Origin of the sequence: Streptomyces showdoensis, assembly GCF_039535475.1 — a bacterium.
GTDB classification, from domain to species: domain Bacteria; phylum Actinomycetota; class Actinomycetes; order Streptomycetales; family Streptomycetaceae; genus Streptomyces; species Streptomyces showdoensis.
Genome location: NZ_BAAAXG010000028.1, coordinates 644546 through 666892, shown reverse-complemented (window position 1 = coordinate 666892; position 22347 = coordinate 644546). Strand labels below are relative to the sequence as shown.

Genomic DNA, 22347 nt, shown 5'->3' with positions numbered 1-22347 from the left:
CCCTCGGTGCGGGGCCGGACAGGGTGTCCGGCCCCGTGCCACATCGTTGGACACCCCGTCCAACCACGGACGGGTGATCCTTCCAACGAGGCGTACGAGCTGCGCCGACGCACCACTACACTGCTCAACAACATACGCGTCAGGCCCACAGCGTCGTGCGCTTTCACGCGGCAAGCCCCCTCCACGCCTGCGGCCGTCGGGACGGCCGTCCGCACTGGATCTGTGAGGACTCACGTGAGCTCGAAACCTGTCGTACTCATCGCTGAAGAGCTGTCGCCCGCCACCGTCGACGCACTGGGCCCGGACTTCGAGATCCGGCACTGCAACGGCGCGGACCGCGCCGAGCTGATCCCCGCGATCGCCGACGTCGACGCCATCCTCGTCCGTTCCGCGACCAAGGTCGACGCGGAGGCCATCGCCGCCGCGAAGAAGCTCCGGGTCGTCGCCCGCGCCGGCGTGGGCCTGGACAACGTGGACGTCTCCGCCGCCACCAAGGCCGGCGTGATGGTCGTGAACGCCCCGACCTCCAACATCGTCACGGCCGCCGAGCTCGCCTGCGGCCTCCTGGTCGCCACCGCGCGCAACATCCCGCAGGCCAACACCGCGCTGAAGAACGGCGAGTGGAAGCGCTCGAAGTACACGGGCGTCGAGCTCAGCGAGAAGACCCTCGGCGTCGTCGGCCTCGGCCGCATCGGCGTCCTGGTCGCCCAGCGCATGTCCGCGTTCGGCATGAAGATCGTCGCGTACGACCCCTACGTGCAGCCGGCCCGCGCCGCCCAGATGGGGGTGAAGCTGCTGGCCCTGGACGAGCTCCTGGAGGTCGCCGACTTCATCACCGTCCACCTGCCCAAGACCCCGGAGACCATCGGTCTCATCGGTGACGAGGCGCTGCACAAGGTCAAGCCCTCGGTCCGGATCGTCAACGCCGCGCGCGGCGGGATCGTGGACGAGGCGGCGCTGTACTCGGCGCTCAAGGAGGGCCGGGTCGCCGGCGCGGGCCTCGACGTGTACGCGAAGGAGCCCTGCACCGACTCGCCGCTCTTCGAGCTCGACGAGGTCGTCTGCACCCCGCACCTGGGCGCCTCCACCGACGAGGCCCAGGAGAAGGCCGGCATCGCGGTGGCCCGTTCGGTGCGCCTGGCGCTCGCGGGCGAGCTGGTCCCGGACGCGGTCAACGTCCAGGGCGGCGTCATCGCCGAGGACGTGAAGCCGGGTCTGCCGCTGGCCGAGAAGCTCGGCCGGATCTTCACCGCGCTGGCCGGCGAGGTCGCGGTGCGCCTCGACGTCGAGGTGTACGGCGAGATCACCCAGCACGACGTGAAGGTGCTCGAACTCTCGGCGCTCAAGGGCGTGTTCGAGGACGTGGTCGACGAGACCGTGTCGTACGTGAACGCCCCGCTGTTCGCGCAGGAGCGCGGTGTCGAGGTCCGTCTCACCACCAGCTCCGAGTCGCCCGACCACCGCAACGTGGTCACCGTGCGCGGCACCCTCTCGGACGGCCAGGAGGTCTCGGTCTCCGGCACGCTGGCGGGCCCGAAGCACCTGCAGAAGATCGTCGCGGTCGGTGACTACGACGTGGACCTGGCGCTCGCCGACCACATGGTGGTGCTGCGCTACGAGGACCGCCCGGGCATCGTCGGCACGGTCGGCCGGATCCTCGGCGAGGCCGGTCTGAACATCGCGGGCATGCAGGTCTCCCGTACGGAGGAGGGCGGCGAGGCGCTCGTCGTGCTCACCGTCGACGACACCGTCCCGGCGGCCGTGATCGCCGAGATCTCGGAGGAGATCGGCGCCGCCTCGGCCCGCTCGGTCAACCTGATCTGACCCCGGGGACCCTGGGGCGCACACTCCGTACCCGGCTCATAGACGTTCGTCTTACACGGACGTCTATCGGCCGGGTACAGTGCTGTCCATGGGACACAAGGAAGACCTGCTCGAAGGCGCCAAGCGCTGCCTGCTGGAGAAGGGCTACGCCCGCACCACCGCCCGTGACGTCGTGGCGGCCTCGGGCACCAACCTCGCCTCCATCGGCTACCACTACGGCTCCAAGGACGCCCTGCTCCAGCAGGCCTTCCTCGCCCTCACCGAGGAGTGGGGCGAGCGGGTCGGCGGGGCCGACGCCGAGGGCGCCGCGAAGCTCCCGGCCGATCCGTACGAGCGCTTCCGCGCCGTCTGGGAGCCGCTGGTCGGGGCCGCCGAGGGCAGCCGCCCGGTGTGGAAGCTCCAGACCGAGGTCGTCACCCGCCTCGACGACGACGAGAAGCTCCGCGAGGCGATCAAGGAGCCGCAGCGGGAGGGCCGGCTCGGCATGGCCGAGGGCATGCTCGGCATCGACCCGGAGGCCGACCCCGAGAAGGCGCGCGTCGCCGGCCTCCTCCTCCAGGCCCTCGCGACCGGCGTGATGATCCAGTGGGTCGTCGACCCGGAGACCGCCCCGAGCGCCGACGACCTCACGGCGGGGCTGAAGGTGCTGATGGGGGAGCGGGACTGACGATCCGTCCGCGGCGCCGGTGCCGCGCCCGCTACAGCTTCCACGCCTTGATCGCCATGTGCAGCAACAGCCGGTCCTCGCCCGTGTCCAGGTCGAGGCCGGTGAGCTGTTCGACGCGGGAGAGGCGGTAGTAGAGGGTCTGGCGGTGGATGCCGAGGGCGGTGGCCGTGCGGCCCGCCTGGCCCGCGTGGTCGAGGAACACCTCGGCGGTGCGGGCCAGTTCGGCGTGGGCCGGGGCGAGCAGGGCGCGCACCGCCGGGTCGGGCTCGGCCGGCGGCAGCGCGGTGAGCAGCCGGTACGGGCCGATGGCGGACCACTCCGCGAGCGGGCCGAGGCGGGGCTGGGCGGTCGCCGCCCGGGCGGCCGAGGCGGCCTCGCGCCAGGCGACGTCCAGGTCCGCGAGCCCGCGCCGCGGGGAGGCGACGCCGGCGACGGACGAGCCGCCGGCCGCCTCCGCCGTGGTGCGCAGCCGTCCGGCCGCCGTGGCCGCGGGGGAGAGGTTGTCGCCCGAGCGGAGCCGTACGAGCACGGCGAGCGCGCGGGCCGGGCCGGGGCCGGCGGCGTACGGACCGACGGCGGAGGCGGGGGCCGCACCCGGTCCCGGCCCGGCCGGCTGCCACGGCACCGTGCACAGGGCGGCCGCGCCGGGGACCGTGCGCGGGGACGGGGAGTCCTCCGCGGGCCAGGGCGCGAGGCAGACCAGGGCGTGCAGGCCGTCCGCGTCCGGGCCGAGGGCCGTGCGCAGGGCGGCGAGCGCCATGTCGTACTGCCAGCCGCGCTCGGCCGACAGGGCGGCGCGCAGCTCACGGGAGAGGTCCGCCCCGGCCCGCTCCTCGTCGGCGAGCAGCTCGCCGATCCGGGCGGCGACCTCCATGGCGGCGGTGAGCTGGGCGTGCGAGGGGCCGGGCTCGGCGTCGAGCAGCCAGACGTAGCCGAGGACGACACCCCGATGGCGTACCGGCAGGCAGATCCGGTCCCGGAAGACGCCCGCGTCGGGGGCGGCCGGGATCCGCACCGGGCCGGTCGCCCGGGTGATGCCGAAGCCCTCGAACCAGGCCCGCACGGCGGGGGTGGACTTGCGGGTGAGGATCGACCGGGTGCGGACCGGGTCCATCGCCTCGTCGTCGTCGCTGTCGTGGGCGCCGAAGGCGATCAGCCCGAAATCCCGGTTCTCCAGGGTCGCGGGGGCGCCGAGCAGCGCCGAGATCTCGTCCACAAGGTCCTGGTAGTCGCCCTTCACGGCGCCATTCTCGCACCGTCGGCCCCTTCCTTCAGACAGATGTCTGAGGGTGTGGCCACGGATGCGTGACAGCTGTAGATGGCGGACGATCGGAGCGGTCCTTAGGTTTCACGGTGGTTCTTCGTGCTGTTCCCGAATCCTTACGAAAGATCGGGTACGGCACCTTTCGTCACCCTGCCCTCTGGAGGTGCCCCGTGCTGGGTCCCGTGATCCTCGCCGCGTCGCGCAGCGACAAGATGCGCCGTTTCGTGTCGGCCGCCCCCGGGACCAAGCAGGTCGTGGCTCGCTTCATCGCCGGCGAGACGGTGAACGACGTCGTCCCGATCGTGCAGGACCTGGCGGCCCGCGGCCTGGAGGTCACCCTCGACGTGGTCGGTGAGGACATCACCACCGTCGAGCAGTCCTACGCCGCCCGTGACGCCTACCTGGAGCTGATCGGCCGCCTCAAGGAGCTGGGCCTGGGCGCCCGCGCCGAGATGTCCGTCAAGCTGTCCATGTTCGGCCAGTCGCTGGACCCCGAGGGCCCCGGCAGCGGTCACGAGCTGGCCCTCGCGAACGTCCGCCCGGTCGTCGCGGCCGCCGCCGAGATCGGCACCACGGTCACCCTGGACGCCGAGGACCACACGACCCTCGACTCGATGTTCGCGATCCACGAGGAGCTGCGGAAGGACTTCCCGCAGACCGGCTGCGTCATCCAGGCCTACCTCTTCCGCACGGAGGAGGACGCCCGCCGCCTCGCCGCCAACGGCTCGCGCGTGCGCATCGTGAAGGGCGCCTACAAGGAGCCCGCCGAGGTCGCCATCCAGGACAAGCCGGAGATCGACAAGGCGTACGTCCGGATCATGAAGATCCTGATGGAGGGCGAGGGCTACCCGATGATCGGGTCCCACGACCCGCGCCTGATCGCCGTCGGCCAGGAGCTCGCCCGCCGCGCCGGGCGCAAGCTGGACGAGTACGAGTTCCAGATGCTGTTCGGCATCCGCAGCGAGGAGCAGAACCGGCTCGCCGCCGAAGGCCACCGGATGCGCGTCTACACCGCCTACGGCACCGACTGGTACGGCTACTTCATGCGCCGCCTCGCGGAGAAGCCGGCCAACCTGCTCTTCTTCGTCCGCTCCATCCTCACCAAGGGCTGAGCCCACACCCCTCAAGAAGGAGTCAAGCGACCCATGGACGCTGTCACCCAGGTCCCCGCTCCGGTCAACGAGCCGGTGCACGGCTACGCCCCCGGTTCCCCCGAGCGCGCCCGTCTGGAGGCCAAGCTCAAGGAGCTGGCCGACAACCCGCGCGAGCTGCCGATGACCATCGGCGGCGTGAAGCGCATGGGCGGCGGCGAGCGCGTCGACGTCGTGCAGCCGCACAACCACAAGGCCGTCATCGGCACCTTCGCCGGCGCCACCCAGCAGGACGCCCAGGACGCGATCGACGCGGCCCTGGCCGCCGCCCCGGCCTGGCGCGCGATGTCCTTCGACGACCGCGCGGCGATCATCCTGCGCGCCGCCGAGCTGCTCGCCGGCCCGTGGCGCGAGACGCTGGCCGCCTCCACCATGCTCGGCCAGTCCAAGACCGCCCAGCAGGCCGAGATCGACACCCCGTGCGAGCTCGTCGACTTCTGGCGCTTCAACGTGGCCTACGCCCGCCAGATCCTGGCCGAGCAGCCCCCGGCCAACTCCCCGGGCGTGTGGAACCGACTGGACCACCGCCCGCTGGAGGGCTTCGTCTACGCGATCACGCCGTTCAACTTCACGGCCATCGCGGGCAACCTGCCCACCGCCCCCGCCCTCATGGGCAACGTGGTGGTCTGGAAGCCGTCCCCGACCCAGACCCACTCCGCCGTGCTCCTCATGGAGCTCCTGGAGGAGGCCGGTCTGCCCAAGGGCGTCATCAACCTGGTGACCGGCGACGGCATCGCCGTCTCCGAGGTGGCCCTGAACCACCGCGACCTGGCCGGCATCCACTTCACGGGCTCGACCAAGACCTTCCAGCACCTGTGGAAGACGGTCGGCAACAACATCGAGAAGTACCGCTCCTACCCGCGGATCGTCGGCGAGACCGGCGGCAAGGACTTCGTCGTCGCGCACCCGAGCGCCGACCGCGCGATCCTGAAGACCGCGCTGACCCGCGGCTCCTTCGAGTTCCAGGGCCAGAAGTGCTCCGCGTCCTCGCGCGCCTACGTCCCGGCCTCCATCTGGAACGACGGGTTCAAGGAGGAGTTCGCGGCCGAGGTCGACGGCATCACCATGGGTGACGTCACCGACCTGTCGAACTTCATCGGCGCCGTCATCGACGAGCGCTCCTTCGCGAAGAACAAGGCCGCGATCGACCGCGCGAAGGCCGACGCCTCCTGCACGATCGTCGCCGGCGGCACCTACGACGACTCGGAGGGCTACTTCGTCCGCCCGACCGTCATCGAGTGCACCGACCCGGAGAACGAGGTCTTCACGACCGAGTACTTCGGCCCGATCCTCGCGGTGTACGTCTACGACGACGCGAAGTACGACGAGATGCTGACCCAGATGGAGTCAGTCTCGGACTACGCGCTCACCGGCTCGGTCATCGCGGGCGACCGCGCGGCCGCCGCTTACACGATGGAGAAGCTCCGCTTCGCCGCGGGCAACTTCTACATCAACGACAAGTCGACCGGCGCCGTCGTCGGCCAGCAGCCCTTCGGCGGCGGCCGCGCCTCCGGCACCAACGACAAGGCCGGCGCCCCGCAGAACCTGATGCGCTGGACGCTGACCCGCGCCATCAAGGAGACGCTGGTCCCGCCGACCGAGTACGGCTACCCCCACATGGGCTGACGCCCCCGCCTCCCCGGAGGCCCCTGATCACCGCCCCCCTCCTCGGTCCCCCAACTGAGGACGGGGGCGGTTCTCATTCCCCCTTCACGTGCCGCGTCAGGAAGTCGTCGATCAGTGACGCGATCCGCGGGGCGTGGGTCTCCAGGGCGAAGTGGCCGGTGGGGAGGAGGTGGATCTCCGCGTCCGGGAGGTCGCGGCGGAAGGCCTCGGCGCCGGCCGGGACGAAGACCTCGTCGCCCTCGCCCCAGACGGCGAGCAGGGGGACCCGGGAGGTGCGGAAGTACTCCTGGAAGGCGGGGTAGAGCGCGAAGTTGGCGCCGTAGTCGGCGATCAGGCCGAGCTGGACGGCGTCCTGGCCCTCGCGGGACATCAGGGCGGCGTCGTGGTGCCAGGCGTCGGGGCTGAGCAGCTCGCGGAACTCGGCGGGGACGCCCGTCTCGTACTGCCAGCGGATGCCGTCGAGGGAGCGGATCGCGCGGACCGGCTCCTCGGTCTCGGGGGTGCGCTCGGCGATCAGGGCGAGGACCGGCGCCCAGGCCTCGGCCCCCAGGCCCTCCTCGTACGCGTTGCCGTTCTGGCTGACGATCGCGGTGATCCGCTCGGGGTGGGCGAGGGCGAGGCGCAGGCCGATGGGGGCGCCGTAGTCCTGGATGTAGAGGGCGAAGCGGTCCAGGCCGAGGGCCTCGGTGAAGGCGGAGGTCAGCTCGGCGAGTCCGGCGAAGGTGTACGGGAAGTCGGCGGCGTCCGGGGCCGCGCTGCGGCCGAAGCCCAGGTGGTCGGGGGCGATCAGGCGGTAGCGGTCGGCGAGCCGGGGGAGCAGGTCGCGGAACATGTGCGAGCTGGTCGGGAAGCCGTGCAGCAGGAGCAGGACGGGGGCGTCGGCGGGGCCCGCCTCCCGGTAGAAGATCTCGTGGCCGCGGACGGTGACGGTGCGGTGGTGGACGGGCAGCACGGACATCTCTTCTAACCCCTCTGCTGTGCGTGACTGGTTATGGGGAGAGTCAATCGGGTCGCCTCTAACCTGTCAATAATTCTTTAAGGGTTAGTTGGGGAGGCGGCAGACTGAGGGCATGACCCTGCGGACCGCTCCCACCCACGCACTCGGCCCCGACCGGCTCCGCGCCGTGCGCGAGCTGCTGGTCGCCGCCTTCGACGGCGGCTTCGACGCGGAGGACTGGGACCACGCCCTGGGCGGCACGCACGCCTGGATCGAGGACGGGCGCGGCCTCGCCGCCCACGGCAGCCTCGTCATGCGGCGGGTCCTGCACCGCGGCCGCTCGTACCGCGTGGGGTACGTCGAGGCGGTCGCCGTCCGCGCCGACCTGCGCCGGCGGGGGCTCGGCGGGCGGATCATGGCCGAACTGGAGCGCGCGATCGACGGCGCGTACGCCTTCGGCGCGCTGTCCGCCTCCGACGAGGGGGCCGCGCTCTACCTGGCCCGCGGCTGGCGGCTCTGGACGGGGCGGATCGAGACCCTCGCCCCGGCCGGGATCGTCCGGCTCGCGGACGAGGAGGACTCCACCTATCTGCGCCCGGCCGGCGGGCGCCCGCTGCCGGACGCCGCCGACCCGCTCGTGTTCGACTGGCGGGACGGCGACGTCATGTGACGCGGCGGGGGGTCAGCCGACGGCGCTCTCCCGGTCCGCCGCGTTCTTCGCGGCCACCTTGCCCCGGTCCGTCTCCAGCTTCGCGGTGTAGACCGCCGACAGCGCCCCGCCCAGGGCGATCAGCATCGCGAGTCCCGGCAGCCCGAGCGACAGGTACGCGGCGCCGGTGGCCGCGGCCCAGACGGCGAGCAGCGCCTTGGCTCGGCGGCTCAGGAATAGGCGGCGGTCCGGGGCGGCGGGCACCGCTCCCAGGGTCCCCGCGGGCCCCGCGGTCGCCGCCTTGGGGCGCTTGAGGTAGCCGTACACCAGCCACTCGCCGCAGAGCTCCCAGCCCTCCGGGTCCAGCTCGCCCAGCACCTTCGCGCGGCGCCGGCCGGCGATGATCTCGCGCCGGTACTCCCAGGCGAGCGGCGCCCCGGGTGCCCGGCGGCAGACGAAGCGGCCGAGCGAGTCCAGGTGCTCGACCTCCCAGCCCTGGTCGCCGTGGACCGCCAGCATCCGCCGGTCGTTGAAGAGGTCCGCCGTCCAGGTCCACCGTTCGGCCGCCTCGTCCGGCTCCCCGGGGGCCGGGGCCAGTCCGCCGAGCGAGGCCGCGAAGCGGTCGGCCGGGCCGAACTCCTCCTCGGCCGTCGTGCCCGACTCCGCCAGATGGCCGCGCAGCTCGTCGGCCGTGCGGGCGATCTGCTCCTCGGGCACTCCGGCGGCGCGCAGCGCCCCGGCGAGTGCGGCGAACCAGCGCTCGGGTCCGGTCCCGGTGTCGGTGGGCCTGGTGCTCATCGTGTCGTTCCCCCTGTGTGCAGCTTGGTCCCTACGGCCCGGTGGAACTGCGTCCAGGCCTCGCTCTCGGCCGCGAGATGCGTCCGGCCGGTCTCGGTGAGCCGGTAGTAGCGGCGTCCGGGGCCGCGTTCGGCGGCCCGGAACTCGGCCTCGACGAGGCCCGCCTCCTCCAGGCGGTTCAGCACGGGATACAGCGTCCCGCCCTTGATCTCGCCGAGTCCCGCCTCGGCGAGCGCCTTGGCGATCTCGTACCCGTAACTCTCTCCGTCGGTCAGGCAGGAGAGGACGAGCAGGTCGAGGACTCCCTTGAGCCAGCTGGATCTGCGGTCTGCGGCCATGACGGCATTCCATCACTACCTAGGTAGGAATGCAATCTAGATAGGAATGAGAGGGCGGTGGGCGCCGTCTCAGATAGTAGGAAGTCCGAGTAATTGTGGAGACAGTTCGAGCGAGCTGTCCTAGCTTTGTAGGAGCCGAACGTCCCGCTCCATCGAGCGCAGGGCGGTCGAGAGCGCCACGCCCCGAGCAGGCAACCCCTGCGGCGACGCTCCCCGCCCCTTCCGGCGCCTTCGATCACCACCGATCTCGCATCACCGTCGATACCGTCGATCTCGGGTCCACGCTGATCTCAAGGAGTCGATCCCCATGGCCGCTCAGACCGCCCGTCGCGTCCGCCACTCCGCCGCCCGCCCCAGCGACGACGCCCGCAAGAACGCCGCCGCCGCCCTCCAGCGCTCCCTCGACCGCCGCGACAACGGCGGCGAGACCGGTCACTGACCGGCCGCGCCCCCGCCGGGCCCGGCCGCGGGCTTCCGCGCCTCGATCAGGGTGCGCGCCGAGTGCGCCACGAACGGACCCCGTTCGCGGATCAGCGCGTCCAGCTCGCGCAGTCGCGGCAGCCGGTCCTCCACCGTGAAGCCCGGCACGATCCAGATCACCTTGCGGAGGAACCAGACCACGGCCCCGACGTCGTGGAACTCCATCCGCAGGCGCTCCGCCCGCACGTCGACGACGTCGAGGCCGGCCGCCCGGGCCGCCGCCGTCTCGTCGTCGGGATGCCGCAGCCGGGCCGCCTCCGGCTGCGGGCCCAGGAAGTACTCGACCAGCTCCCACACGCTGGCCGGGCCGACGTGCTGGGCGAGGTACGTGCCCCCGGGGCGCAGCACCCGGGCGATCTCGTCCCACCACACGGTCGCCGGATGGCGGCTGGTCACCAGGTCGAAGGCCGCGTCGCCGAAGGGCAGCGGGGGCTCGTCCGGGTCCGCGACCACCACCACCCCGCGCGGGTGCAGCAGTTCCGTCGCCCGCGCGACGTTGGGCGGCCACGACTCGGTGGCCACGGCCGTCCGGGGGAGCGCCGGCACGCCGGCCAGCACCTCGCCGCCGCCGGTCTGGACGTCGAGCGAGGCCGCGGCCGTCGCCAGCCGTTCGCCGATCAGGCGCTGATAGCCCCAGGACGGGCGCCGTTCGGTCGCCCGCCCGTCCAGCCAGGAGAAGTCCCAGCCGTCCACCGGCGCCCGGGACGCCTCCGCCACGAGTTCCTCGAAAGTGCGCGTCATCCCCCCATCATCGGCCGCGTCCGCCCAGACCGTCGGAGCCCCGCCGACCTGCGGCGAGCCTCCCCCGCGAACAGGAGGATCGTCCGCATCCTGGACAGGATGTGTCAGACGATGGGACGAAGAGTAGGGTGCCGACATGTCTCACAGCATCGATCTCGCAGTCATCCCCGGCGACGGCATCGGCCAGGAGGTCGTGGCCGAGGGCCTCAAGGTCCTCGCGGCCGTCCTTCCCCAGGATGTGAAGCTGGAGACCAAGGAGTACGACTTCGGCGCCACGCGCTACCACGCCACCGGTGAGACCCTCACCGACGCCGACCTCGACTCCCTCAAGGGTCACGACGCGATCCTGCTCGGCGCGATCGGCGACCCGTCGGTCCCCTCGGGCGTCCTGGAGCGGGGCTTCCTGCTGAAGCTGCGCTTCGCCTTCGACCACCACGTCAACCTGCGTCCCTCGAAGCTGCTCCCCGGTGTCGCGACCCCGCTCGCCGGCCAGCCCGAGATCGACTTCGTCGTCGTCCGCGAGGGCACCGAGGGCCCGTACACGGGCAACGGCGGCACCATCCGCAAGGGCACCCCGCACGAGGTCGCCACCGAGGTCTCGGTCAACACCGCCTATGGTGTCGAGCGCGTGGTCCGGGACGCCTTCGCCCGCGCCCAGGCACGTCCCCGCAAGAAGCTCACGCTGGTCCACAAGAACAACGTGCTGACCTTCGCGGGCCACCTGTGGACGAACATCTTCAACGCGGTCGCGGCCGAGTTCCCCGAGGTCACCACCGACTACCTGCACGTCGACGCCGCGACGATCTTCCTCGTCACCGACCCGGCCCGCTTCGACGTGATCGTCACCGACAACCTCTTCGGCGACATCATCACCGACCTCGCCGCCGCCGTCTCCGGCGGAATCGGCGTGGCCGCCTCGGGCAACATCAACCCGAGCGGCGAGTTCCCGTCCATGTTCGAGCCGGTCCACGGCTCCGCGCCGGACATCGCGGGCCAGGGCAAGGCCGACCCCACGGCCACCGTGCTCTCCGTCGCGCTGCTGCTGCGCCACCTCGGCTACGAGGCCGAGGCCGGCCGCATCGAGGAGGCGGTCTCCGCCGACCTCACCGAGCGCGGCGACGCCGTCCGCACGACGGCCGAGATCGGCGACGCGCTCGCGGTACGCGTAGCGAGCTGACCCGCCGCTGAACGCTCCACCCCAGCCGCCGGGTCGCACTCCGCACCCGGCGGCTGTACCTATGCGGTCGCAGGGTGCCACCATCGAACCCTGGACCGCGTCACGCACGTTTTCGTGCAGCGGCCCCCACGCGCGATAATCGAACGTGGGGGCCGCGGCATGCGGGAAAGCTCGGACGTCCTAGCAGTACTGCGGCGTGAGCGCGGTCCGACACACACAACCGGTGAAGGACAAGCACTCATGACGACGCCCACCATCGAGCTCAAGCCCTCCTCCAGCCCGCTGTCCGACGCGGAGCGCGAGGCGATCCTGGCCAACCCGGGATTCGGCCGCCACTTCACCGACCACATGGTCACCATCCGCTGGACGGAGGGCCGGGGCTGGCACGACGGCCAGCTCGTGCCGTACGGCCCGCTCTCGCTCGACCCGGCGACCAGCGTCCTGCACTACGCCCAGGAGATCTTCGAGGGCCTGAAGGCCTACCGCCGCCCCGACGGTTCGGTCGCCACCTTCCGCCCCGACGCCAACGCCCGCCGCTTCCAGTTCTCCGCGCACCGCCTCGGCATGCCGGAGCTCCCGGTCGAGACCTTCATCGAGGCCTGCGACGCCCTGGTCCGCCAGGACGCGGCGTGGGTCCCGGCGCACGGCGGCGAGGAGTCCCTCTACCTGCGTCCGTTCATGATCGCCACGGAGGTCGGCCTCGGCGTCCGCCCGGCCAACGAGTACCTCTTCGTCGTCATCGCCTCCCCGGCCGGCGCCTACTTCCCGGACGGCGTCAAGCCGGTCGCGATCTGGGCCTCCGAGGACCGCGTCCGCGCCGTCCCCGGCGGCGTCGGCGACGCCAAGACCGGCGGCAACTACGCCGCCTCCCTGCTGGCCCAGGCCGAGGCCGCCGAGAAGGGCTGCATCCAGGTCGCCTACCTCGACGCCGTCCAGCACAAGTGGGTCGAGGAGCTCGGCGGCATGAACCTGTACTTCGTGTACGGGAACAAGATCGTCACCCCGACCCTCACCGGCTCGCTGCTCGCCGGCATCACCCGCGACTCGCTGCTCCAGGTCGCCCGCGACCTGGGCTACGAGTCGGAGGAGGCCCGCGTCTCCATCGACCAGTGGCAGGAGGACGCCGCGAACGGCACCCTCACCGAGGTCTTCGCCTGCGGCACCGCGGCCGTCATCACGCCCGTCGGCACGGTCAAGTCCGCCCGCGGCGAGTGGCACCACTCGGGCGGCGAGCCCGGCGAGGTCACGATGAAGCTGCGCGAGGCCCTGCTCGCGATCCAGACCGGCAAGGCCGAGGACACCCACGGCTGGGTCCACGAGCTGGGCAAGTGACGCGCTAGCGCGGTCTAGCCCTGGTCGGCCAGGACGCCCGGGACGGTCTCCGTCCCGGGCGTCTCCGTCTCCGTCTCCGGGGCCGGCACGGACGCCTTCGCCGGGCCCGGCGTCAGTACCGCGTACAGCGCGCCGCCGACGAGGCCCGAGAGGACGAAGCTGCAGTCGATCCCGCCGGTCAGGGCGAGCAGCGGCCCCTCGTAGAGCGGGGTCGACACCGCGGCCAGGCCGACCGCCGCGCCGATCGCCCAGGAGGCGGTGGCCCGCGGGTGCCAGCCGGCCGCGTACCAGTAGACGCCGCCGCGCGAACGCCGGTTGTAGACCTGGAGCGCCTCCGCGTCGTACCGGCCCCGGCAGCGCACGTGCCCGATCAGGGTGATCACCGCCCACGGGGTGCCGATCGCGGTGAGCAGCAGCACGAACGAGGTCATCGCGGTCTGCGCGTCCGAGGCGAAGTGGCCCACGAAGACGAAGGCGGTGGCGACCGCCGCCACCACGAGGGTGGCCCGGGCGCGGGTGGCCTTCGGCAGGATCGCGTCGAGGTCCAGGCCCATCGAGTAGAGCATCAGGCCGGCGTTGCCGACCGAGCCGGCGGTCGCCGCGAGCAGCAGCGGGACCAGGTACCAGCCGGGCGAGGCGGCGACGAGCGGCCCCGCGTACTCCAGGCCGCCGCGGGCCGCCAGCGCCGTGTACGTACCGAAGAGCTGAGGGATCAGCAGGCCGACGACGAGGCCGAGACAGGTGGCGCGCCAGACCTTCTTCGGGCTGTGCTTCGCGGGCGAGACGTAGCGGGTGTAGTCGCCGAGCAGGGTGATGAAGGCGACCGGTCCGCTGAGTCCGGCGGCGACCGCGGAGAGCAGCCAGGTCGGCCAGAACGAGCCCAGCAGGTACGGGGTGTCCGGCACCGCGGCGGTGGTGAAGTCCCCGGCGTACGCGACGAGTCCGAGCGCGAGCAGCAGGGTCATGCCGACGGCGAGCGCCTGGCTCAGCTTGAGCAGCAGCCGGTAGCCGTAGACCGCGCCGACCACGGTGAGCGCGGCGAGCAGGGCGTAGACGAGGGTGTGCGCGAGACCGCCGGTCGGCAGGCCGACCAGGCGCTCCAGGGTGCCCACCATCACGTCGCCGCCGATCCACAGGGTCAGCGCGGTGTAGCCGAGCGAGAGCAGCAGGCCGACCACCGAGCCGACGAGCCGGCCGCGGACGCCGAAGAAGGCGCCGGAGGAGGTGGACAGGTTGGTGGCGGTGCGCAGCGAGACCAGCGCGAGCGGGGCGGTGACGGCCACGCCGACCAGCGTGCCGGTGACGACGGAGGTCACCGAGGCCCACAGACCGAGCCCGAAGGAGACCGGCAGCCAGCCGAAGACGATCACGCCGAGGCAGAGGTTGGAGCCGAGCAGGATCGAGACGAGGTCGCGCGGGCCGCTGGTGCGTTCCGCCTCGGGGATGGTGTCGACTCCGCGCTGTTCTATCGCCATGGGGACTCCTGGGGCCTGGAGGAGGGGGAGCGGGGCAGGGGGCGTGGGGGGTAAATTTAGAGTGCCGCTCAATGTGACCCACGGGGACAGCCGACGTCAATCCTTGGAAGCTGCGGCTTCAGCATTTAGAGTGTCGTTCAAAGTGGAGGTATTCGGCGTGTGCTGCTGACCCCCACGGAACGCCTCTCCCTCCCCTGACCAGCTAGGACCGCAGCCCATGACGTACCGCATGCCCGCCGAGTGGACCCGCCACGAGCGCACCTGGATGGCCTGGCCCAGCCCCAACCCGACCTTCACCAACCCCGAGGAGCTGGCCGAGGCCCGCGCCGCCTGGGGCTCGGTGGCCCGTGCCGTGCGCCGCTTCGAGCCGGTCACCGTGGTCGTCGCCCCCGGCGACGCCGAGTCCGCCCGCGCGCTGCTCGGCGAGGACGTCGAGCTCGTCGAGCGCGACCTCGACGACGCCTGGATGCGCGACATCGGCCCGACCTTCGTCACCGACGGCACCCGGCTGGCGGCGGTCGACTGGGTGTTCAACGGCTGGGGCGGCCAGGACTGGGCCCGTTGGGAGCACGACTCCAAGATCGCCCGCCATGTCGCCGACGCGGCCGGCGTCCCGGTCCTTTCCTCCCCGCTCGTCAACGAGGGCGGCGCCATCCACGTCGACGGCGAGGGCACGGTCCTCCTCACCGACACCGTCCAGCTGGGCTCGGGCCGCAACCCCGAGTGGACCCGTCTCCAGGTCGAGGAGGAGATCCACGCGAAGCTGGGCACCACCAAGGCGATCTGGCTCCCGCACGGCCTGGCCGGCGACTACGGGCTGTACGGCACCCAGGGCCACGTCGACATCGTCGCCGCCTTCGCCCGCCCCGGCACCGTGCTGGTCCACAGCCAGCAGGACCCGGCGCACCCGGACCACGAGCGCTCCCGCCTCTACGTGAACCTGCTGCGCGGTCAGACCGACGCCCAGGGCCGCCCCCTGGAGGTCATCGAGGTCCCGGCCCCGACCGTCCTGAAGGGCGAGGAGGGCGACTGGGTCGACTACTCGTACATCAACCACTACCTGTGCAACGGCGGCGTCGTCCTGTGCGCCTTCGACGACCCGAACGACGAGGTGGCGGCCCGGATCTTCCGCGGCCTGTTCCCGGAGCGCGAGGTCGTCCTGGTGGACGCCCGGACGATCTTCGCGGGCGGCGGGGGCATCCACTGCATCACCCAGCAGCAGCCGGCGGTCTGAGCGGGCGGAAAACCCGTCGAGGCGGCTCCCCGGAGCCCCTTAAGGTGATCACCAAGGCGGGGTCGTAGCACAGAGGTAGTGCGCCGCGACATCATCTCGGAGGACGCCGGTTCGAATCCGGCCGCCCCGCCCCCCATTCCTCCACGTTCCCCCTCATTCCCCAGGGGAAGGCCCCGGCGGCCCGATCATGTAGAACGTACGAGTGAGTCAGAGCAGCGATCCCACCCCTCATCCGCGCCGCCGCAACCAGGCCGCCCCGCCCCGCGAGGACGTCCTGGCCGCCGCCATGGACACCATCGCCGAGCGCGGGCTCGACGGGCTGACCATGGCCGGGCTCGGGCGGCAGGTCGGGATGAGCAGCGGGCACCTGCTCTACTACTTCCGCACCAAGGACGAGCTGCTGCTGCGCACCCTGGAGTGGAGTGAGGGACGGCTCGGGGCCGAGCGCAGCGCCCTGCTGTCCCGGCCGGGGAGCGCCCGCGAGCGGCTCGACGGCTACATCGACGTGTACGTGCCCGCGGGCCCTCGCGATCCGCACTGGACGCTGTGGCTGGAGGTCTGGAACCGCTCGCAGAACGCCGACGACGACGCCCGCGCCCGGCAGGCCGCCATCGAGGGGGCCTGGCACCGGGACCTCGTCGCGATCCTGGCCGAAGGGGTGTCGCGCGGGGAGTTCCGGACCGTCGACCCGGACCGGTTCGCGCACCGGATGCGGGCCCTCCTGGACGGCTTCAGCGTCCACGTGGCCGTCGGCATCCCCGGCACCGGACGGGAGCAAGTCCTGTGCCACGTAAGGGAGTTCGTCGAGCAAACCCTGATCGCGCGATCTTAAGGAACGTAAGTACTCCCGATCGTTGCGCGGTACGGCCTTGTTGGGGACGCGCTTCCTCCGGCACGGTTCCTGCCCATGGGACGAGAGCACTGGAAGAAGATCTGGGTCGGGTCGGCCGGCAACATGGTCGAGTGGTTCGACTGGTTCGTCTACGCGAGCTTCGCGACCTACTTCGCGGGGGCGTTCTTCCCCGAGGGCAACGACACCGCCAAGCTCATGAACACCGCCGGCATCTTCGCCGTCGGCTTCTTCATGCGCCCGGTCGGCGGCTGGCTGCTCGGCCGGGTCGGCGACCGCAAGGGCCGCAAGACCGCGCTGACCCTCACCGTGACGCTGATGTCCGCCTCGGCCGTCCTCATCGCCGTCGCCCCCACCTACGCCGTCGCCGGATACGGGGGCGCCGCCGTCCTCCTCGTCGCCCGCCTCCTGCAGGGACTGTCCGTCGGCGGCGAGTACGCCGCCAGCGCCACCTACCTCACCGAGGCCTCCGCCCCCGACCACCGCGGCTTCGCCTCCAGCTTCCAGTACGTGTCGATGACGGCCGGCCAGATCCTGGGCCTGGGCCTCCAGATCGTCCTCCAGCGCACCATGTCCGCCGAGGCCCTGCACAGCTGGGGCTGGCGCATCCCCTTCATCGTCGGCGCCCTCGGCGCGGCCGTCGTCTTCTACCTGCGCCGCTCCATGCTGGAGACGGAGGTGTACGAGGAGACCGCCGACGACGGGGTCGCGCAGGGCGAGAAGGGCACCCTCAAGGCGCTCTGGGCGCACCGGCGCGAGGCCTTCCTCGTCATCGCGCTCACCATGGGCGGCACCGTGGCCTACTACACGTACACCACCTACCTGACGAAGTACCTGTCCAACTCCGCCGGACTGCCCAAGCAGACCGCCACCCTGGTCTCCTTCTGCGCGCTGATCGTCTTCGCCTGCCTCCAGCCGCTCGCCGGCCGGCTCTCCGACCGGGTCGGCCGCCGCCCGCTGCTCATCACCTTCGCGGTCGGCTCCACCCTGCTGACCGTCCCGATCCTGACGATGCTCCGGCACGCGGGCTCCTTCTGGCCGGCCCTCGGCCTCTCCCTGCTCGCCCTGGTCGTCGTCACCGGCTACACCTCGATCAACGCCTGCGTGAAGGCCGAGCTCTTCCCGACCGGCATCCGCGCCCTCGGCGTCGCCCTGCCGTACGCCATCGCCAACGCCCTCTTCGGCGGCACGGCCGAGTACGTGGCGCTCTGGTTCAAGGACGCGGGGATCGAGTCCGGCTTCTTCTGGTACGTGGCGGGCTGCGCGGCCGTCTCGCTCATCGTCTACCTCACGATGCGCGAGACCCGCGACATCGACCTGGGCCGGGTCGGCCGCGCGGTGCCGACGCAGCGCGCCGACGGGCCGGAGAAGGCGTCCGCCCCCGCGGCCTGACGGGGTGCGGCGGGGCTCGGCGGTGCCTGACGGTGCGCGCCGGTGCTCGGCGGTGCCTGACGCTGCGCGCCGGTGCCTGACGGTGCCTGACGGTGCGTGCCGGGGCCCGGCGGTCGTCCGTCAGGAGCCGGTCGCCCCGCCGCGGGCGCTCGCCAGCCGCCGCTGCAGCTTCTGCAGGGCGGCCGTGGCCTCCGGGGCCAGGGACTTCACGTCGGCCCGGGTCTCGTAGGCGATCACGCTCAGCACGGTGTCGCCCGAGCGGCCGGTGTAGGCGACGTAGGGGTAGTCGGTCCGCTTGCCGTCGGCGTCGGCGGTCTGGGTGCCCTCCTCCGCCGTCACCTCGTCGAAGCCGGTCACCGTGGGTTCCGTGGCCTCCTGGACCCCCGACCAGCGCGACGTGCCCGACTGCTGCGCCGGGCAGCGGTGGATGGTGTCCCGGGCGTCGGCCAGGAACAGCTCGGCCGTCCTCGTGTCCGCGAACACCCGGACGTCGGTGATCCCGGTGAGGGTGAGGCTCGACCTCGGGTCCGTCACCGCCCGGGAGACCGCGGCCAGGGTGCCCGACCGGTTCGCCTGGGTGAAGCCCTGGCAGGACTTCGACACCTCGTACTCGCTCGCCGGGTCCTGCTCGTACGGATCGGCCCGCCGATAGCCGGGCGCCCAGTCCTCCGGCGCCAGGACCACCCGCAGGGCCAGCGCGTGCGCCCGGGCGCGGGCGGCGGGGGAGTCGGCCGGCGGCGCCGAGGAAGGGGACCCGCTCGCGCCGGTCGCCGTCACGGAAGGCGAGCCGCTCTCGTCGCCGCCCCGCAGCAGCGCCACCAGGGCGACCGTCAGGCTCGCCGCCGCGAGCGCCCCGCCCGCGACGAGCAGCACCAGCCGGCGGCGGCCGCCCGGCGGGGGCTCGTAGCCGGGCGGCTCCTGAGGACCGGGAGGGCCCGGGGGTCCGGGGGACGGGGGTTGCGTGCCGCCCCCGCTGTCACGGCCGCCGCCGGGCCCCGGTTCCGGCGGCGGGGGCGGATGGAGCGGACCGCTGGGCGGCCCGCCGGGCGGTCCGGAAGGAGGTCGGGTGCTCACGCGGATGATCCGTCCCACGGACCGCCCGCCCGCATGCTGAGACCGCGCCCCTGTCACCCGCCCGGCTGTGGCAGACTGCGGGCGTGCTTGCTACCACGATGATTATCGGCAGCAGCGCGCCGGTCCGCAGTGGCCGCTGACGCGTGGACCAACCCCCACGCAGGCGGACACCGTGCCCCAGACCCGCGCGCAGACCTCTCGCACCCGCGAGGGGTTTTTTCGTTTTCCGGCCCCACCACCGCCGAAAACGGACCGCGCGTGAGAATGGGGGCAAGTGGATCCAGACTTCCGGAGCCACATCCGACAGGAGCCATCACAGTCATGACCACGGAGAACGGCGAGAGCCCGCGCCTCGGCGACAGCTTCCATGTCTTCGACACGACGCTGCGCGACGGGGCCCAGCGCGAAGGAATCAACCTCACCGTCGCGGACAAGCTGACGATCGCGCGGCACCTCGACGACTTCGGCGTCGGCTTCATCGAGGGCGGCTGGCCCGGCGCCAACCCGCGCGACACCGAGTTCTTCGCCCGCGCCCGGCAGGAGATCGCGTTCAAGAACGCGCAGCTGGTCGCCTTCGGCGCCACCCGCCGGGCCGGCGGCCGTGCCGCCGAGGACCCGCAGGTCAAGGCGCTGCTCGACTCCGGCGCCCCGGTGATCACCCTCGTCGCCAAGTCGCACGACCGGCACGTCGAGCTCGCCCTGCGCACCACCCTCGAAGAGAACCTGGAGATGGTCCGCGACACCGTCTCCCACCTGCGCGCCCAGGGTCGCCGGGTCTTCGTCGACTGCGAGCACTTCTTCGACGGCTACAAGGCCAACCCCGGCTACGCCAAGGACGTCGTCCGCGCCGCGCACGAGGCCGGCGCCGACGTCGTCATCCTCTGCGACACCAACGGCGGCATGCTGCCCGCCCAGATCCAGGCCGTCGTCGCCACCGTCCTCGCCGACACCGGCGCCCGGCTCGGCATCCACGCCCAGGACGACACCGGCTGCGCCGTCGCCAACACCCTCGCCGCCGTCGACGCCGGCGCCACCCACGTCCAGTGCACCGCCAACGGCTACGGCGAGCGGGTCGGCAACGCCAACCTCTTCCCCGTCGTCGCGGCCCTGGAGCTCAAGTACGGCAAGAAGGTGCTGCCCGACGGCGCCCTCCCCGAGATGACCCGCATCTCGCACGCCATCGCCGAGGTCGTGAACCTCACCCCCTCCACCCACCAGCCGTACGTGGGCGTCTCCGCCTTCGCGCACAAGGCGGGCCTGCACGCCTCCGCCATCAAGGTGGACCCCGACCTCTACCAGCACATCGACCCCGAGCTGGTCGGCAACACCATGCGGATGCTGGTCTCCGACATGGCCGGCCGCGCCTCCATCGAGCTCAAGGGCAAGGAGCTCGGCGTCGACCTGGGCGGCGACCGCGCGCTGGTCGCCCGGGTGGTCGAGCGGGTCAAGGAGCGCGAGCTCAAGGGCTACACGTACGAGGCCGCCGACGCCTCCTTCGAGCTGCTGCTCCGCGAGGAGGTCGAGGGCCGGCCGCGCCGCTACTTCCGCACCGAGTCCTGGCGGGCCATCGTCGAGGACCGCCCGGACGGCACCCACGCCAACGAGGCCACCGTGAAGCTGTGGGCCAAGGGAGAGCGGATCGTCGCCACCGCCGAGGGCAACGGCCCCGTCAACGCCCTCGACCGGGCCATCCGGGTGGCCCTGGAGCGCATCTACCCGCCGCTCGCCAAGTTCGGCCTGGTCGACTACAAGGTCCGCATCCTGGAGGGCCGCCACGGCACCGAGTCCACCACCCGGGTCCTGGTGACCACCAGCGACGGCAACACCGAGTGGTCGACCGTCGGCGTGGGCGGGAACGTCATCGCCGCCTCCTGGCACGCCCTGGAGGACGCCTTCACCTACGGCCTGCTCCGGGCGGGCATCGACCCGGCCGAATAGCCCCTCTATGTCCTGTTCGATGCTGTTCGGGTAGCGTCGAACCATGAGGACCAGGGCGATATCCGTGTGGTCGGCCCTCGCCGGGCTGACGCTGCTCCTGCTCTTGGCCCTGGCCCCGTCCGCGGGGGCCAGGGCCACGGGCCTCTCCGAGGCCGCCGCGGCCCTGAAACAGGGGCCGGTGTACGTGGACCCGGGGGCCGCCGCGCAGCTGTCGAAGGCCGACGCCGACGCCCTCGCCAAGAAGATCAAGGACGCGGACAAGCCGCTCTTCGTGGCGGTGCTCCCGGCGAACGCGCAGTTCCCGCCGGAGAACCTGCTGCGCAACCTGCGCACCGAGACCGGCGTGACAGGGCTCTACGCCGTCCGCCTCGGTGACGGCTTCAACGCCGCCGCCGACCGCTCCGTGTTGTCCGGCGACGCCGTCCGCAACCTCGTCACCGACGTGCGGCAGCCCGGCGTCGACGCCAAGACCGAGCTGAACAACTTCGTCGACCAGGCGCTGCCCACGATGCGCGGCTCCGCCCCCGCCTCCTGGGGCGCTGCCGGCACCTCCGGCAGCGGCTCCGGCGTCCCCGTCGCGGGCCTGGTCATCCTCGGCCTGGTGGTCGTGGGCGTCGGCGCCGGGCTCTGGACGGCCTCCCGCCGCAAGCGGCTCCGCAGGGAGGCCGAGGAGCGCGCCGCCCTCGACAAGCTGCGGGTCGTCGTCGACGAGGACATCACCGCCTTCGGCGAGGAGCTGGAGCGGCTCGACTTCCACCCCGCCGAGGCCGGCGCCGACGACGCCATGCGCGGCGACTACGAGCGCGCCCTCGACTCCTACGACCGGGCCAAGTCGCTGATGGGCGCGGCCACCCGCCCGCACGACGTGCGCGGGGTCACCCAGGCCCTGGAGGACGGGCGCTACTCGCTCGCCGTGCTCGCCGCCCGCCGCGAGGGCCGGCAGCCGCCCGAGCGGCGCGCACCCTGCTTCTTCGACCCGCGCCACGGGCCCTCCACCGCGGACCGCACCTGGACCCCGGCCGGCGGCGCCGCCCGCGAGGTCCCGGTCTGCGCCGCCGACGCGGCCCGCCTGGACGACGGGCTCGACCCGCAGGCCCGCACCGTCGAGACCGACGGCGGGCGCCGCCCCTACTGGGAGGCGGGACCCGCGTACGGACCCTGGGCGGGCGGCTACTTCGGCGGCGGGATCCTGCCGGGCCTGCTCGTCGGCACCATGCTCGGCTCGATGCTCTCCACCCCGGCCTACGCCGCCGAGTACGGCGGCGCGGACTTCCAGGGCGGCGACGTCTCCGGAGCCGACTTCGGTTCGAGCGACTTCGGTTCGAGCGACTTCGGCGGCTTCGACGGGGGCGGTGGTTTCGACGGGGGCGGCGGCTTCGACGGCGGCGGCGGCTTCTGAC

General features: G+C 72.4%; 20 protein-coding genes. 13 read left to right on the top strand and 7 right to left on the bottom strand.

Going from position 1 to position 22347, the window contains the following annotated elements:
* Positions 1-234: 234 nt before the first annotated feature.
* The gene (gene serA / locus ABD981_RS37625; RefSeq protein ID WP_046905407.1) at positions 235-1824 is read left to right on the top strand and encodes a phosphoglycerate dehydrogenase; all 1590 of its coding nucleotides are present in this window, start codon (positions 235-237) and stop codon (positions 1822-1824) included.
* An 88-nt stretch (positions 1825-1912) separates the two neighbouring features.
* Positions 1913-2491, top strand: coding sequence for a TetR/AcrR family transcriptional regulator (locus ABD981_RS37620; protein WP_046905408.1), 579 nt, complete (start codon positions 1913-1915; stop codon positions 2489-2491).
* A 31-nt stretch (positions 2492-2522) separates the two neighbouring features.
* Here the strand turns inward: ABD981_RS37620 and ABD981_RS37615 are convergent, their stop codons facing one another.
* Positions 2523-3731 (bottom strand): PucR family transcriptional regulator, encoded by a 1209-nt coding sequence (locus ABD981_RS37615; RefSeq protein ID WP_046905409.1) that lies wholly within the window; start codon positions 3729-3731, stop codon positions 2523-2525.
* 194 nt (positions 3732-3925) lie between these two features.
* On the opposite strand from ABD981_RS37615, the gene ABD981_RS37610 reads away from it, so the two are divergent.
* Both ABD981_RS37610 and pruA read left to right on the top strand, forming a co-directional pair.
* Entirely contained in the window at positions 3926-4867 is a 942-nt protein-coding gene (locus ABD981_RS37610; RefSeq protein WP_046905410.1) for a proline dehydrogenase family protein, read from the top strand.
* A gap of 33 nt (positions 4868-4900) precedes the next feature.
* Positions 4901-6532, top strand: coding sequence for an L-glutamate gamma-semialdehyde dehydrogenase (gene pruA, locus ABD981_RS37605; RefSeq protein WP_046905411.1), 1632 nt, complete (start codon positions 4901-4903; stop codon positions 6530-6532).
* Positions 6533-6605: 73 nt separating this feature from the next.
* On the opposite strand, the gene ABD981_RS37600 is transcribed toward pruA, so the two are convergent.
* Positions 6606-7490 carry an alpha/beta fold hydrolase gene (locus tag ABD981_RS37600; protein WP_046905412.1) on the bottom strand — a complete coding sequence of 295 codons (885 nt, stop codon included), beginning with the start codon at positions 7488-7490 and terminating at the stop codon, positions 6606-6608.
* A 112-nt stretch (positions 7491-7602) separates the two neighbouring features.
* Here ABD981_RS37600 and ABD981_RS37595 point away from each other — a divergent pair, with 112 nt between their 5' ends.
* Positions 7603-8139 (top strand): GNAT family N-acetyltransferase, encoded by a 537-nt coding sequence (locus tag ABD981_RS37595; protein ID WP_046905413.1) that lies wholly within the window; start codon positions 7603-7605, stop codon positions 8137-8139.
* Between the two features lie 12 nt (positions 8140-8151).
* Here the strand turns inward: ABD981_RS37595 and ABD981_RS37590 are convergent, their stop codons facing one another.
* Together ABD981_RS37590 and ABD981_RS37585 are read right to left on the bottom strand one after the other, a co-directional pair.
* Positions 8152-8916 carry a hypothetical protein gene (locus ABD981_RS37590; RefSeq protein WP_123954080.1) on the bottom strand — a complete coding sequence of 255 codons (765 nt, stop codon included), beginning with the start codon at positions 8914-8916 and terminating at the stop codon, positions 8152-8154.
* A complete protein-coding gene (locus ABD981_RS37585) occupies positions 8913-9254 on the bottom strand; it encodes a PadR family transcriptional regulator (RefSeq protein ID WP_046905414.1) in 342 nt (113 codons plus the stop codon). Before ABD981_RS37585 ends, ABD981_RS37590 begins: the two co-directional genes overlap by 4 nt.
* Positions 9255-9561: 307 nt before the next feature.
* Between ABD981_RS37585 and ABD981_RS37580 the strand changes: the two genes are divergently transcribed.
* Entirely contained in the window at positions 9562-9693 is a 132-nt protein-coding gene (locus ABD981_RS37580) for a hypothetical protein (protein ID WP_276205548.1), read from the top strand.
* On the opposite strand, the gene ABD981_RS37575 is transcribed toward ABD981_RS37580, so the two are convergent.
* Positions 9687-10475 (bottom strand): class I SAM-dependent methyltransferase, encoded by a 789-nt coding sequence (locus ABD981_RS37575; RefSeq protein WP_046905415.1) that lies wholly within the window; start codon positions 10473-10475, stop codon positions 9687-9689. The genes ABD981_RS37580 and ABD981_RS37575 overlap by 7 nt on opposite strands.
* Positions 10476-10611: 136 nt before the next feature.
* Here ABD981_RS37575 and ABD981_RS37570 point away from each other — a divergent pair, with 136 nt between their 5' ends.
* The gene (locus ABD981_RS37570) at positions 10612-11652 is read left to right on the top strand and encodes a 3-isopropylmalate dehydrogenase (RefSeq protein WP_046905416.1); all 1041 of its coding nucleotides are present in this window, start codon (positions 10612-10614) and stop codon (positions 11650-11652) included.
* Between the two features lie 240 nt (positions 11653-11892).
* Positions 11893-12984 (top strand): branched-chain amino acid aminotransferase, encoded by a 1092-nt coding sequence (locus tag ABD981_RS37565; RefSeq protein ID WP_046905417.1) that lies wholly within the window; start codon positions 11893-11895, stop codon positions 12982-12984.
* Positions 12985-12998: 14 nt separating this feature from the next.
* Here ABD981_RS37565 and ABD981_RS37560 read toward each other — a convergent pair whose 3' ends face one another.
* Positions 12999-14459, bottom strand: coding sequence for a cytosine permease (locus ABD981_RS37560; RefSeq protein WP_046905418.1), 1461 nt, complete (start codon positions 14457-14459; stop codon positions 12999-13001).
* Positions 14460-14676: 217 nt separating this feature from the next.
* On the opposite strand from ABD981_RS37560, the gene ABD981_RS37555 reads away from it, so the two are divergent.
* From ABD981_RS37555 to ABD981_RS37545, 3 genes are all read left to right on the top strand, one after another.
* A complete protein-coding gene (locus tag ABD981_RS37555; protein ID WP_046905419.1) occupies positions 14677-15693 on the top strand; it encodes an agmatine deiminase family protein in 1017 nt (338 codons plus the stop codon).
* A 286-nt stretch (positions 15694-15979) separates the two neighbouring features.
* A complete protein-coding gene (locus tag ABD981_RS37550; protein WP_046905420.1) occupies positions 15980-16525 on the top strand; it encodes a TetR/AcrR family transcriptional regulator in 546 nt (181 codons plus the stop codon).
* A gap of 75 nt (positions 16526-16600) precedes the next feature.
* The gene (locus ABD981_RS37545) at positions 16601-17935 is read left to right on the top strand and encodes an MFS transporter (protein ID WP_046905421.1); all 1335 of its coding nucleotides are present in this window, start codon (positions 16601-16603) and stop codon (positions 17933-17935) included.
* Between the two features lie 120 nt (positions 17936-18055).
* On the opposite strand, the gene ABD981_RS37540 is transcribed toward ABD981_RS37545, so the two are convergent.
* The gene (locus ABD981_RS37540; protein ID WP_123954082.1) at positions 18056-18808 is read right to left on the bottom strand and encodes a hypothetical protein; all 753 of its coding nucleotides are present in this window, start codon (positions 18806-18808) and stop codon (positions 18056-18058) included.
* A gap of 522 nt (positions 18809-19330) precedes the next feature.
* Here ABD981_RS37540 and cimA point away from each other — a divergent pair.
* A complete protein-coding gene (gene cimA, locus ABD981_RS37535) occupies positions 19331-20947 on the top strand; it encodes a citramalate synthase (RefSeq protein WP_046905422.1) in 1617 nt (538 codons plus the stop codon).
* 43 nt (positions 20948-20990) lie between these two features.
* Positions 20991-22346, top strand: coding sequence for a hypothetical protein (locus ABD981_RS37530; RefSeq protein ID WP_046905423.1), 1356 nt, complete (start codon positions 20991-20993; stop codon positions 22344-22346).
* Position 22347 lies beyond the last annotated feature (1 nt).